Here is a 12,961-nt window from a genome sequence, read left to right on the forward strand (position 1 = left end):
TTACAATAACTGCATAGCTTTAAAGCGAAGATTGAGAATAGTAATCATGAACGGAAAATTACAGAGAGTCGCAGGTTGGTGTGATTGCGGCAGGGAAGTTTATGACGAATGGCCTCATGAGTACGACCCGAAATCATCGATAGTAGGCGTCGTCGGGAATCCTACCCGTTATCATCAGGACGTGTATGATCGTACATGTTTGAGCGGGTATAGTAATATACCAATTTGGGTGGTACCGCAGGAGATATAGCCTCTTGTCCCTTTCTAGGGATAAGGGGCTTTTTATATTCACGGAAGACTTGATGCCGAACGGAGACCACGCATTAGCGAGGTACCATGTTTACCGGGCATCCAAAGGATAGATTTGGCGCATCGCTTTTACCAGGATGGCAAGGAGCGGCGTTCTATAGCAAGCTCGAGGGAGGCTAATCAATATGAATACTTCAATAAAATCTTATTACACCAGCGGCGGACTTCTGATTCATTCCGTAACGGAAGAAATTGATAAGTCCTATCGTGAGAAAATCATCATGGAGCTGAATGATGTTCAGGGCGCTTACTTTTGCAGCAGCTTTGAATATCCGGGCAGGTATACCCGCTGGGACATCGGATTTATCAATCCTCCGATCGAGATCCGGACATTTGGCCGAAATATTGAAATAACGGCGTTAGATCAAAAAGGGCTGATCCTGCTGGAATTTATCTATGACGTTCTGAAGCGGGAAACATATTTGGAAACCCTGATCCGCGGGCAGCACAAAATAACGGGCAGGGTAGCTCCGTGTCAGGAAATTTTTCCGGAAGAGCAAAGAAGCAGGCAAAAATCTGTTTTTTCTGTGGTCCGCAGCCTGCTGGAAGCGTTTTACTCTGATCTGGACGCTTTTCTCGGTCTATATGGAAGCTTCGGCTATGATCTGATCTTTCAGTTTGAAAGCATCCATCTGAAAAGGCCGCGGGATGAAGCGCAGGCCGATATGGTCTTGTTTATCCCCGATGAAATCTTTGTCATCGACCATCAGAAGGATGACTGCTTCCGTATTCGGTATGATTTTGAATTCGACGGTCTTTCCAGTCTGGGTCAGGCCAAAACGATGCTGTCAGCTGCCGGGAGAATAAAAAATGACGGCCGGACTATTCCGGCGCAGGAAATATCAAATGATACCGAAGGACGATATGCGGAAAAAGTCCGGATTGCTAAAGCGTACTTTAAACGCGGTGACTTTTTCGAGGTCGTTCCGTCTCATACCTTTTACCGGCGCTGTGAGATCAGGCCTTCGGAAATATTTGAAAACTTGACAAAGATTAATCCGAGTCCTTATGGGTTCCTGATTCATCTTGGCAATGAGCACCTGATTGGTTCCTCGCCGGAAATGTTTGTCAGGGTCGAAGGCAGAAGAATCGAGACCTGTCCGATATCCGGCACAATCCAAAGAGGATGCAATGCGCTGGAAGATGCCGAAAGGATTCGTCAGCTGCTGAACTCCCATAAGGATGAGTCCGAACTTACGATGTGCACGGACGTCGACCGCAACGACAAATCCAGGATCTGTGTACCGGGTACGGTTAAGGTGCTGGGACGGCGCCAGATTGAAATGTATTCGCACCTTATTCATACCGTGGACCATGTCGAGGGGATTCTGGCCGATGGGTATGACGCCTTGGATGCTTTTATGACCCATATGTGGGCGGTAACAGTGACCGGGGCTCCCAAAAAAGCCGCCGTCCAATGGATTGAAGACCACGAGGAGTCCAACCGGATGTGGTACGGCGGGGCAGTCGGAATCCTTAGTTTTGACGGCCGGATGAATACAGGACTCACGCTCAGAACCATCCGCTTAAAAGACGGGATCGCCGGGGTCAGAGTCGGAGCAACGCTGCTGTATGATTCCATTCCCGAAGAGGAAGAAAAAGAAACGATCGTCAAGGCTGAAGCCCTTCTCAAAGTATTGGGTGATGCGGAAGCCGGTATGACTGAAAATAGAAACGATCTGCTCACAGCTTGTTCATCGCGGCAAGAAAATGCGGCTGATCCTTTTCAAGTGCTGCTGGTTGATCATGAAGATTCCTTCGTGCATACACTGGCCGGTTATTTCCGTAAAGCCGGCTGTCAGGTGGTCACGATGCGGCACCATCTGGCCAGAGAAGCCTTGAAGAAAGAACGGTATGATTTGGTCGTGCTGTCCCCGGGTCCGGGCAAACCGTCTGATTTTAAACTCCGGGAAACAATCGGGCTCTGTCTGGACAAAGGAATTCCTCTCTTTGGGGTCTGTCTGGGGCTGCAGGGGATTGTCGAATATTTTAACGGAAAGCTTGGCGTATTGGATGTACCGGTGCATGGCAAACAATCGGCGTTAAAAATATCCTCGGAATCAGTAATCTTTAAAAAATTGGCCAATCTAAGAGTAGGCAGATACCATTCGCTGTTTGCTGAAAAAGTACCGCCGGAACTTGAGATTACGGCCTGGACTGAAGACGGTGTGGTTATGGCAGTAGAAAGCAAAGATAAAAACATTCTGGCAGTCCAGTTCCACCCTGAATCCATCATGTCGATGGATGAGGATAAAGGATTCCGGATCATCACCAATATTTTGCATAAACGAGGAGGTGCATACGATGCGTAATCTGACCATTCTGGACTGTACGCTCAGAGACGGAGGACTGACCAACAACTTCCGGTTCCCGGAAAAATATATCAAAGACCATATTCAAAAGATCTCCGAAGCGAAGGTCGATTATCTTGAACTTGGGTATAAAGCAGATCCCGCGTATTATGAACGGACAGCCTACGGCAAACTTAAATTCTGTGATGACAGCGAGATATATGACATCATCAAAGGAATTCCGGGGCTTCCCAAAATGGCCTTTATGGTGGATGTCGGCAGATTTGACCGGCGATCGGTTGAAAATGCCTCAGTTTCACCGTTCACCATGGGCCGGGTTGCCTGCTATTTAAACCAGATTGAAGAAGCCGTCGAAGATGTCCGCTTTCTGCAAAATAAAGGCTATGAGACAACGCTGAATATCATGGCAATTTCCAGAGAAAGTATCCCGGAAATTGTTTGCGGCTTAAGAAAAATCAAAGCGCAAATCCCTGCAGCAGCAGTCTATGTGGTAGACAGTTACGGGGCGCTTTATCCGGATGATGTCAAAAAGCTGGTATCGCTGTACAAGGAAGAATTAAATGGTATGAATGTGGGAATTCACGTGCACAACAATATGCAGCTGGCCTTCTCCAACACCATTACGGCGGTTGAAAGCGGCGCGAGCTTCCTTGATGCGAGTGTCAACGGAATGGGCAGGGGAGCCGGCAACTGTCCGCTGGAATGTCTTTTGCCGTATGCCGGCAAAGACCATTATGATTTAAAGCCTGTACTCGCGCTGATTAATGATTACTACATCCATGATGGTGACGAACATTCTTGGGGGTACTGCCCCAAACAGCTCTTAACGGGGATTTTCAACCAGCATCCTGTCTATAGTATCCAGGGGGCGGGCGAAGATCTGATTCGAATCTATGATCATTTTCAAAGTGAGGTACAGGTATGAAAAACGAAATGGTTAACTATCTTGGGGAAAATGGTTATTTTGGCGCCTATGGCGGGAGATTTGTCCCGGAAATCCTGATACCGGCTGTCGATGAACTGAGTCTGGCTTTTCAGGAAATATTGCGGGACGAGGACTTCTATAAGCAATACTATAACCTCCTGATGGACTTTTCGGGCAGGCCGACACCGCTGACGTATGCGGAAGGGCTTAGTGCCTATTTTGGTAAAGCCAAAATCTTTATCAAGCGGGAGGATTTGAATCATTCCGGCGCCCATAAAATCAATAATGTGCTCGGGCAGGGCCTGCTCATGAAAAAACTGGGCAAGACCAGAGTCATCGCTGAGACCGGCGCAGGCCAGCACGGTGTGGCAACGGCGATCATGGCGGCGAAAATGGGATTTCAGGCGACGATCTATATGGGGGCTGAAGACGCTGAACGGCAATATGCCAATGTCTTCTGGATGAAACAGCTCGGAGCTGAAGTTATTCCTGTGACAACCGGGACGGCAACGCTTAAGGATGCCATTAACGAAGCGCTTCGCGACTGGGCAGGAAATTTTGATAACACGCATTATGCACTTGGCACGGCGTGCGGACCGAGGCCATTCCCGGAGATGGTCACTTTCTTTCAGTCCGTAATCAGTAAAGAGATGAAAAAACAAATCAACGATATCTGCGGCAAAAATCCAGACCGGATCTATGCCTGTCTGGGCGGCGGTTCCAATGCGATGGGCGCTTTTGTGGAATTCCTGCAGGAGCCCGGCGTAGAACTTGTTGCCGTCGAGGCAGGCGGAAAGGGCGAAGCTTCCGGAAAACATGCTTCGCGGATCGCTTATGCCAAAGCCAAAACCGGCGTCTCTCAGGGCTACAAGACATTGTTTCTCCAGGATGATGACGGACAGATGCTGGATACCTGGAGCATTTCCGCCGGACTTGATTATGTAGGCGTATCACCAATCCTGGCTCATTTGGCGGAAACCAAGAGGGTCCGGGTTTTAGCCGCCACAGATGCCGAAGTCATTGAGGCCTTTAAACTGATCATCAGCAAGGAAGGGCTGATACCGGCGCTTGAATCCACGCATGCTTTCGCCGGACTTTTCAGGGAAATTGCTGACACCAAACCGGAAGATGTCATCGTTGTCAATATGTCCGGCCGCGGAGACAAAGATATCTTCAACATTGGGGAAGCATTGCAGGATCAGGGCTGGAAAACATTTGTCACAGAAAGAGGTAAGGCATATGCAGATTGAAAAACAAATTGAAGCTATGAGAAAAGAGAAGAAAATACTGCTGATGACCCACCAAATTATTGGCTATCCTGATTTTGCCGCCAATGAAAAAGTGATTGAATGCTTTTATAACAACGGGGTCGACCTGATTGAACTGCAAATACCTTTTTCTGATCCGATTGCTGACGGACCGGTATTCACCAAGTCCAACCAGGCCGTATTGGAAAAAGGGATTAAAGTCAGCAACTGCCTGAAGTTTATTGAGAGAATGGCCAGCAAATACCCGATCCCGTTTTTGGTCATGACCTACTACAATATTCTGTACCAATACGGCGTCGAAGCATTTATTGACCGGTGCAAAGAGATTGGCGTCCAGGGAACCATCGTGCCGGATGCTCCGCTTGATGAGGCCAGAGCCTACTACGATTATTCCCGCCAACAGGGATTGGCTGCAGTAAGTATAGCGACACCTTATTCCGATCCGAAGCGACTGCAGGAAATTGCAGATATCGGGAGCGGATTCATCTATTACGTTCCCCGCAAAGGGGTAACCGGCAGCAAAACAACTTTTGACTCTGAAATTTTGGACGGAATCCAAAAAGCAAAGAAAGAGACCGGCAAAACAATCGCCGTAGGTTTCGGGATTCAAGGCCCGGAAGATGTCGCCCGTTTAATTGGAACTGCCGATATAGCGATCATCGGCAGTAAGATCCAGCAGGTGCTTGAGACTGAAGGGCTGTCCGGTCTGGATCAGTTTTTAGGCGATATGGCGCGTGTTAATAAGGAGGAATGAATGATGGGAATGGAGATAGCTTTAAAAAAACTTTCCAATAGAGAGGATCTCAGTGCTCAGCTGGCCTATGATTCCATGACGGAGATTATGAGCGGTGAAGCCAGTGAAATCTCCATGGCAGCCTTTTTAACGGCGCTCCGCCTGAAAGGAGAGACCATTGAAGAGATTTACGGGACAAGTAAGGTGATGCGGGAAAAAGCCCTCAAAGTGGCGTGTGCATCAGAAAATCTGGTGGACACCTGCGGAACTGGCGGGGATGGCGCTCATACGTTCAATATTTCCACAACGGCAATGTTCGTCGCTGCCAGTAATGGCGTAAAAATTGCCAAGCATGGCAACCGGAGCATTACCAGCAAGAGCGGGGCTGCGGATGTCCTCGAAGCTTTAGGGATCGAGATTGCACTGACACCGGAAGCAATCGGGAAGTGTATCGACCAGGTGGGCCTTGGTTTTATGTTCGCTCCGCATTTCCATGCTTCGATGAAATATGCGATGCCGGTGCGTAAAGCACTTGGCTTCAAAACCATCTTTAATATCCTCGGGCCATTAGCCAATCCGGCCGCAGCCCCAAGACAGCTGATCGGCGTTTACGACAAAAGCCTTGTGCCCGTGGCTGCAGAAGTACTGAAAAGACACCAGGCTGTCCATGCGATCATTGTCCATGGCAGTGACGGTCTCGACGAAATCACCCTGACAGGACCGTCTTACGCAGCAGAACTCAAGGACGGAAAGGTAACCGAGTATGTCATCCATCCGGGAGATTATGGTTTTTCCCTTTGTACGCCGCAGGATCTTGTAGGCGGAACGCCACAGGAAAACGCGCGGATCACCTTGGATATTCTGGCAGGAGGTCAGGGCCCCAAAGCAGACACCGTCATCCTGAATGCCGGAGCGGCTATTTATGTCGGAGGTAAAGCCGCAAGTTTGCAGGAGGGAATCGAGATGGCCCGTGCTACTGTACGGGAACAAAAAGCGCTGCCGGTTCTTAACGAGTTTATCGCTGTGACTAGGCAGCATTAGCATTCGGTAGAAAACGGCTTTATCAAGTCAGGGTTTAAGTACAGGTCTCAGTTTAGTGCCATAAAGGGGCTTGCACCTGTGGAGAGTTTGAAGAAGGGGGGATAAAAATGATCCTTGATAAAATTGTAGAGGCCAAAATAAAACGGCTTTCCGATCAGAAGAAAAAAATTTCCGGCGAAGAGCTCATCGAAAAGCTAACAAAAAAACTAAAAATCAATGATGATCGTGATAATCTTAAGCATGATGTTAACATGGAGCGGCCTGCAGGCGTCTTTGCCTCAGCCCTGACTGCGGGACGCCTGAGCAAAGAAAAAGCAGGGATTTCCATAATCGCGGAAGTCAAGAAAGCTTCTCCATCCAAAGGAATCCTGGCTCCGGACTTCGATTATCTGCAAATAGCCAGCATGTATGAACAGCTGGGGGCTGCGGCAATCTCCGTCTTAACAGAGCAGGATTACTTTCTCGGGAGTCCGGATTATCTGAGGGAAATTAGAGAATCCGTCAAGATTCCGCTGCTGCGAAAGGATTTTATGATTGACCCTTATCAGATTTACGAAGCAAAGATTTTGGGGGCGGATGCTATTCTGCTCATCGTAAAAATATTAGATGATCAGCAGCTGAAAGAATATCTTGGAATAGCTGAACAGATCGGCCTGGATTGTCTTGTGGAAGTGCATAACGAAGCAGAAGCTGAAAGGGCCATGGCAGCAGGAGCCGGCATCATCGGAATCAATAACCGGAACCTGGAGACGTTTGAGGTGGATTTGAACCACAGCCGCAGAATCGGCGCGATGGTCCCGGATCATCTGATCAAGGTCTCAGAAAGCGGGATTCATACGGGCGAGGATATCCTAACGGCGCAAGCGTGGGGATTTGATGCTGTTCTGGTCGGAGAGGCTTTTATGAAGGCAGGCAGTCTTGAACAAAAATTTGCTGAGCTCCTCTTCGGGATATTCTGATGACAAAAGTTAAGATTTGTGGGATTCGTACCCTGGAGGATGTCAGGGTCATCAATGAGCTGAAACCGGATTTTTCCGGATTTGTGCTAGCCCCGAGCAAAAGACAAGTCTCGCTCAGCGAACTGAAAATGCTGATCGCTTCCTTGGACAAAAATATTATCCCGGTTGGGGTTTTCGCCAACCAGGACCCGGATGTCTTACTCCGCGCCGTGGAAGCCGGTCTGCAAATCTTACAGCTTCACGGTGATGAGCCACCGGAATATATACGTCAATTACAAGCGCGGATCGTGGAAAAATACCAGGCTAATCGTCAAGTAACGATCTGGAAAGCTGTCAGGGTAGGACATGCGGACCGGACAGAGCTGAACCTGGAAGCGTATCAGGGTTTGGTTGACGGTTTTGTTTATGATAAATATGATCCTGAGGCTTATGGCGGTACCGGAGAAAGTTTTGACTGGAATCTTCTGCAAAGAAATCAGAGCGGCCAAATTGAAAAAAACAAAGGCCGGGATATTCCGATGATTTTGGCCGGAGGTTTGAATGAAGAGAATGTCGGGTCGGCAATTTCTTTATTCCATCCCTATTGCCTGGATGTCAGCAGCAGTGTCGAGACGGAAGGGCAAAAAGACCCGGATAAAATAAAAAGGTTTATCGACCGTGTCCGTGCTTAACGTTCCGTTCCTTGCTATCCGTGGCTTCCAAAGCAAAGGGGCTGCATCTGAACTAGCCCACCAAAGGCGTCTCATTTCATAGAGGCGTCTTTACTTTTCTTGGGGTTTTGTAGCCTTGCACAAATACTTTACTCGCTCGCTTTCGCATATTGTGCAAGTCTACAATATTTGAAGTAATCAGAAGAAATATAGAGAATTTAAGATGTAATAATGGATAAAAAGCTCTAATAAAATTGGGTTAGATAGGTGAAGGGGACGCCGCGAAACTAAGTTTCGTTACGTCCCCTTTGCTTAAAGTCTTTGTACCATCTCTTCCGGAGAAGGGATATTCAAATATTTTCGCTGGATAGGGCCTAGATGAAAGATCTGGACTTCTACAAACCGAAGGACCGAGTTGGCAATCCAGTAAGCGCTCAGGGCAACAGGTGCTTTCCACAGAAAAACGACGCCAATAGCAACCGGGAATATGAACATCAGTAAATTTTTGTTTTCTGCTGTAAATACACTCAGCGTCTGAAGCAGACCGGCAATAACCGGCAAAATATGAAGATGATCTGCCATATGGAGATCAGATACCCACGGAATAAGAATACTGCCAACTGGTATACTCAGATGCGTAATAGCAACGTACAAGGAGAAAAAAACCGGGGCCTGGATAATAAGTGTTGCAAACGTAAACAGTGGATTGATTTTATATTTAGATGCAATTTTCATTGATTCAGAGTTAACTTTTTTAATTTGATTTTGAAATTTTCCAGATAAAATTGTTCTGGCTTTGGTCAGATTTGCGGTTAATAATTGTACTTTTTGCTGTTTTATTGACAAAGGAAATAACAAGAGTTTTATCCCTAATGTAATCAGAGCAACCGCAATGAACCAATCGCCCGTAGTACTGACAAGGAATGCTAATAACTGGGAAAGGACTGTGCTAATCATATTCATTGAAACATCCTCCAAAGTTTTATTTCTTATAAAACAAGGAGGTTTGAATAAGGTGAGTCATCATCCTGGTCAGTTTTGATCTTTCTTCTAAATATCAAATGCTTTTTTACCTTAATATTTTGGGGAGATGAGGAGCTGATTGGACAACTCGAAAGATAAGTATCAGCAAATCTGATACAGATGGAAGAAGAATGCACAAGTTTGATACTGGCCCAGGAAACGGCTAAGATCAAAGTCAGATTAATGATTAGAATAAGCAGTATGCCGGCGTCAAATTGCATTTTCTCACCCCCAAAAACTAAATTTATTATATAATTGATAAATGGGAATAGCAAGAGACGGACGCATCGTTGAATGCTGCCAGCAGAATATAGGAATAGGCAAGGTATGAAAAATGAAGAAGCGCTTGAAAATACGTATTCAATATCTGATTGGCTGCCTTCTGGCGATATCGGTTGTTCTGATTATTTATATGCTGATCATTAATCACTATGTGGAACGGGTTGGTACGAAATACATCTGCGATGTGGATCAGGTACCTGAGGTTGACGCAGTCCTGGTGTTAGGTGCCTATGTTTTCCCGGATGGAACTGCTTCATCCATGCTTGCCGACCGATTGACCGTGGGCTATGAGCTTTACCAGCATGGCAAGGCCCCCAAAATTCTTGTGAGTGGTGACCATGGCCGAACAGATTATGATGAAGTCAATGCTATGAAGAGGTTCCTAAAGGAGAAAGGGGTCGCGGGTCAGAATATCTTTATGGATCACGCCGGTTTTAGTACGTATGAAAGTCTTTATAGAGCAAGGGATATATTCCTCGTTAAAAAGGTAATCATCGTGACTCAGGAATATCATTTAAAGCGGGCCGTTTTTGTTGCCAGGTCTTTGGGTCTTGAAGCCTATGGGGTCCCCTCAGACCAGCATGATTACGGACAGGCAATGGCATACTATCAGATAAGAGAGATTGCAGCCCGAAATAAAGATTTTCTCTGGACAAAAATAATCAAGCCCAAACCGACTTTTTTGGGCGATGTCATTCCGGTATTTGGCGATGGCGGGGCTACTGACGATTAAATAAATAACTGGAGAATGAAGTGAACAGAATTATTCAATGGAAAAAGTCATCCTTGCGTGGATGACTTTTTTGTCAGGTATTTCTCAAGCAGGGCGTCTTTACTGATCCAGACGACTTTGGGCTTTGTTCCAAGTCTTTCTGTATCTTTTTTCGCGGACGGGTTATAGACCCGGTAAACAATTTTTTGCATGAAACCAATGAATCCGGCATTACCATTCGTATATTCAGTAACGTTAAACCCAAGGCCTTTGACACCACGGTTGATGAGTGTAACACCCAGGAAAACCTTGATATCTTTATAACCTGGATTCAAAGAGATATAGCTTGCCAGAACAGGCAGGGAGAGCCGGGCTTGTTTTAAAGCATTATAGCCGATTTTTTGGATATTGGCACCAAGGCTCTGGAAGCGGGTATTGTCTAAGTGGATTTCACCGACCAGATCACCTGCTGAGGCGATTAATTCACCGTTTTCATTAAACAAGTCAGGTCCATGGTAGCGGGTAAGACCCAGGCGAAAAATATTGCGTTCATCAATTCTGGTAATTTGTTTACGCTGCGCGTAAAAATGCTCCCATTTCTCCCAAACGCGGAAACCAATCCTTTTCGGCAGTGACCAGTCGGGAAGCTGAAGCGGAACGAGCGGCAGCTTGCGTTCTTTTTGTATTTTCATGATCAGTGGTTTCAGGGCAGCTAAGGTATTTTCAGGAGCGCCCTCATCGCCGCCGCTGTCATGAAGCAGGACAATCGTGCCTTCTTTGGTAAGACCGGTTATTTTTTGCATAATGTGATCCGGAGTTCTTTCAATGCGCCAGTCTCTGCCGTCGGCACTCCAACTAATCAGCTTTTTGCCTTTGAAATGGCACCAAAATAAAAAGGAAAGGTTAACCCCTCCCCAGGGAGCTCTGACATAGACTGGTTCCTGACCGGTCAGACGGTGCATTTCCTCCATCGCTTTATTCCACAAGTTCCAGGTCTTTAGCGGGGGCATCAGCCAAGCGTGCCGGTGACGGTAGCCGTGACTGCCGATGATATGACCGTGGTCTAGGATGCTCTTGACAAGTTCCGGCTGTTTTTCAGCCTTTTCAGCGACCAGAAAAAAACAGGCCTGAACATTTTGCTCGGCTAATACTGCCAGGAATCTCGGGGTGTATCTGGGGTCGGGTCCGTCATCAAATGTTAAGGTGACACCTGGAGAATAATGACGTTTCCAGGAACCAATACCGAAAAAATGCACAAACAGTTCGGGAATAAGGGTATAGACCGCAAAGACTGAAATTGCGACGATAAAGGCGCACAGCAAGGTTGTGGACACTGCAGATTCACTTCCCTTAAGTTGACTTTAAGTTCTATCCGAATCCTTGAGGTCCGCGAAATCAGCTCGGGACTTGGGAAATATTGACCGTTTCTTTGTAGATCGGGGACTTTACGGATTGACCTAGGGCTAGTTCCAAAATCTTTTCCCAGGCATGGTACTCTATTTCCGATAAGTAGCTGTCAACGCGGTTTTGCCAAAGTATTTGTTCGTTTTGATCTTTAAAAAAGGCGTCTAACTGTTTGGCGACCGGATAATTCAAATCTAAATCATAGATTAATTTTTTCTCGCTGAGATAATTCTTATTGATTTGTTCCTGTCCCGGAAGTGCGGAATGGACAAAAATCGGCAGTTTTTTATGAAGCGTCTCACTGATGGTTACGCCGCCGGGTTTGGTAATAATGGCATCGGCCTCGTCATACAGTGCGTTGAGGGTTTCCCTGGATGAAATATAGGACAGGGGCTTTAAGTTAGGCAGTTTCAGGGAGCGGATATCTTTATACAGTTTCTTGTTTTTGCCGCATAGCAGGGAAAAAGTGTAGGATTTTTCTTTTTTACCCGGCAGGCTGTAAAGCAAATGTTCAATATCGCCGAGACCGCCGCTTCCGCCGGAAATCAGAATATGGTAAGGAAGCGTCGGTTCGGAGGCTGTCCGAGGCAGGAAGCAGTCATCAACAGGAATACCCGTCACAAATATTTTAGACGGATCAATGTTATTCTGGGAGATTAATTGCGCCTTAATATGTTGATCAGGGACAAAATGGTAATCTATGTATTCAGTTCCCCAAAGCTTATTCACAAAGAAATCAGTGTAGACATTGATTACGGGCGCAGTTGCGATACCGGAATTTTTAAGCCTGTCGATTAAGAAGGACGGGAAGGCCTGGGTGCATACGATCAAATCAGGCTGTTCTTCTTGCAGCAGGCTATTCATTTTGTCAAGAAATTTATATTCATACCAGTTAAAGTGCTTGGTTGATTTGGTCGGGTACACAAAGTTCCGGTAAATCCAGACGAAGGTTTGGGGCGAATGGTCGATCCAGGTCAGGTAAGTTAACCGAAATGCTTTCTCCAGCCGTTTGTCCGCATAACTGAAGAAATCTATCTTTGAGCATTCAAGATTACTGATTCGGTTTTCTAAGGAACGAATCATTGCATCGGCTACGGTATGATGACCCGTAGGGATCTGAAGGAACGGAAGAAAAAGTATCCGCATCATAACTTCCCCTTTCCAGCAACCTATTATTGTCCAAAGATCATTGAAGGTAGCTATACATTTATAATTTTACTTTTTAATAGTGGTTTTTGTAAACCTAGTTTTTCCATTTATTTTATATATATTCTTAAACAGAGCGAAGCTAGTACCTAGTTAATCCTAAAATTATAAAGATATAGGGTTGACATGGTGCCGGC

The 12,961-nt window shown here is 46.4% G+C and carries 11 protein-coding genes and 1 other annotated feature; of the genes, 8 read left to right on the plus strand and 3 right to left on the minus strand.

Annotation, left to right across the window (positions count from 1 at the left end; translation table 11 throughout):
• Positions 1-18: 18 nt before the first annotated feature.
• Positions 19-265 (plus strand) — a binding site (T-box leader).
• A 169-nt stretch (positions 266-434) separates the two neighbouring features.
• The 7 genes from DHBDCA_RS02560 (at position 435) to DHBDCA_RS02590 (ending at position 8,218) form a co-directional block, all read left to right on the plus strand.
• Positions 435-2,621, plus strand: a complete 2,187-nt coding sequence (locus DHBDCA_RS02560; protein WP_015042594.1) for an anthranilate synthase component I — start codon at positions 435-437, stop codon at positions 2,619-2,621.
• Positions 2,614-3,546, plus strand: a complete 933-nt coding sequence (locus DHBDCA_RS02565; RefSeq protein WP_015042595.1) for an aldolase catalytic domain-containing protein — start codon at positions 2,614-2,616, stop codon at positions 3,544-3,546. Before DHBDCA_RS02560 ends, DHBDCA_RS02565 begins: the two co-directional genes overlap by 8 nt.
• Positions 3,543-4,796 carry a tryptophan synthase subunit beta gene (gene trpB / locus DHBDCA_RS02570; protein WP_015042596.1) on the plus strand — a complete coding sequence of 418 codons (1,254 nt, stop codon included), beginning with the start codon at positions 3,543-3,545 and terminating at the stop codon, positions 4,794-4,796. The genes DHBDCA_RS02565 and trpB overlap by 4 nt, the downstream gene beginning before the upstream one ends.
• Positions 4,786-5,568: a tryptophan synthase subunit alpha gene (trpA, locus tag DHBDCA_RS02575; RefSeq protein ID WP_015042597.1), complete on the plus strand. Its 783-nt coding sequence runs from the start codon at positions 4,786-4,788 to the stop codon at positions 5,566-5,568. Before trpB ends, trpA begins: the two co-directional genes overlap by 11 nt.
• Positions 5,569-6,588 (plus strand): anthranilate phosphoribosyltransferase, encoded by a 1,020-nt coding sequence (trpD, locus tag DHBDCA_RS02580; protein ID WP_015042598.1) that lies wholly within the window; start codon positions 5,569-5,571, stop codon positions 6,586-6,588.
• Between the two features lie 107 nt (positions 6,589-6,695).
• Positions 6,696-7,547 carry an indole-3-glycerol phosphate synthase TrpC gene (gene trpC / locus DHBDCA_RS02585; protein ID WP_015042599.1) on the plus strand — a complete coding sequence of 284 codons (852 nt, stop codon included), beginning with the start codon at positions 6,696-6,698 and terminating at the stop codon, positions 7,545-7,547.
• Positions 7,547-8,218: a phosphoribosylanthranilate isomerase gene (locus DHBDCA_RS02590; RefSeq protein ID WP_015042600.1), complete on the plus strand. Its 672-nt coding sequence runs from the start codon at positions 7,547-7,549 to the stop codon at positions 8,216-8,218. Before trpC ends, DHBDCA_RS02590 begins: the two co-directional genes overlap by 1 nt.
• Positions 8,219-8,509: 291 nt before the next feature.
• Here DHBDCA_RS02590 and DHBDCA_RS02595 read toward each other — a convergent pair whose 3' ends face one another.
• The gene (locus DHBDCA_RS02595; protein ID WP_015042601.1) at positions 8,510-9,160 is read right to left on the minus strand and encodes a YidC/Oxa1 family membrane protein insertase; all 651 of its coding nucleotides are present in this window, start codon (positions 9,158-9,160) and stop codon (positions 8,510-8,512) included.
• 394 nt (positions 9,161-9,554) lie between these two features.
• Between DHBDCA_RS02595 and DHBDCA_RS02605 the strand changes: the two genes are divergently transcribed.
• The gene (locus tag DHBDCA_RS02605; RefSeq protein WP_015042602.1) at positions 9,555-10,235 is read left to right on the plus strand and encodes a SanA/YdcF family protein; all 681 of its coding nucleotides are present in this window, start codon (positions 9,555-9,557) and stop codon (positions 10,233-10,235) included.
• A 47-nt stretch (positions 10,236-10,282) separates the two neighbouring features.
• Here the strand turns inward: DHBDCA_RS02605 and DHBDCA_RS02610 are convergent, their stop codons facing one another.
• Entirely contained in the window at positions 10,283-11,548 is a 1,266-nt protein-coding gene (locus DHBDCA_RS02610) for a polysaccharide deacetylase family protein (protein ID WP_015042603.1), read from the minus strand.
• 61 nt (positions 11,549-11,609) lie between these two features.
• Positions 11,610-12,767 (minus strand): MGDG synthase family glycosyltransferase, encoded by a 1,158-nt coding sequence (locus DHBDCA_RS02615; RefSeq protein ID WP_242824951.1) that lies wholly within the window; start codon positions 12,765-12,767, stop codon positions 11,610-11,612.
• Between the last annotated feature and the right edge of the window lie 194 nt (positions 12,768-12,961).

The sequence above is a fragment of the Dehalobacter sp. DCA genome (assembly GCF_000305775.1).
GTDB lineage: Bacteria > Bacillota > Desulfitobacteriia > Desulfitobacteriales > Syntrophobotulaceae > Dehalobacter > Dehalobacter alkaniphilus.

Excerpts from the sequence above, each read along its gene's own strand:
- DHBDCA_RS02560 (WP_015042594.1), top strand. The coding sequence starts at position 435 with ATGAATACTTCAATAAAATCTTATTACACCAGCGGCGGACTTCTGATT.
- DHBDCA_RS02565 (WP_015042595.1), top strand. The coding sequence starts at position 2,614 with ATGCGTAATCTGACCATTCTGGACTGTACGCTCAGAGACGGAGGACTG.
- trpB (WP_015042596.1), top strand. The coding sequence starts at position 3,543 with ATGAAAAACGAAATGGTTAACTATCTTGGGGAAAATGGTTATTTTGGC.
- trpA (WP_015042597.1), top strand. The coding sequence starts at position 4,786 with ATGCAGATTGAAAAACAAATTGAAGCTATGAGAAAAGAGAAGAAAATA.
- trpD (WP_015042598.1), top strand. The coding sequence starts at position 5,569 with ATGATGGGAATGGAGATAGCTTTAAAAAAACTTTCCAATAGAGAGGAT.
- trpC (WP_015042599.1), top strand. The coding sequence starts at position 6,696 with ATGATCCTTGATAAAATTGTAGAGGCCAAAATAAAACGGCTTTCCGAT.
- DHBDCA_RS02590 (WP_015042600.1), top strand. The coding sequence starts at position 7,547 with ATGACAAAAGTTAAGATTTGTGGGATTCGTACCCTGGAGGATGTCAGG.
- DHBDCA_RS02595 (WP_015042601.1), bottom strand. The coding sequence starts at position 9,160 with ATGAATATGATTAGCACAGTCCTTTCCCAGTTATTAGCATTCCTTGTC.
- DHBDCA_RS02605 (WP_015042602.1), top strand. The coding sequence starts at position 9,555 with ATGAAGAAGCGCTTGAAAATACGTATTCAATATCTGATTGGCTGCCTT.
- DHBDCA_RS02615 (WP_242824951.1), bottom strand. The coding sequence starts at position 12,767 with ATGATGCGGATACTTTTTCTTCCGTTCCTTCAGATCCCTACGGGTCAT.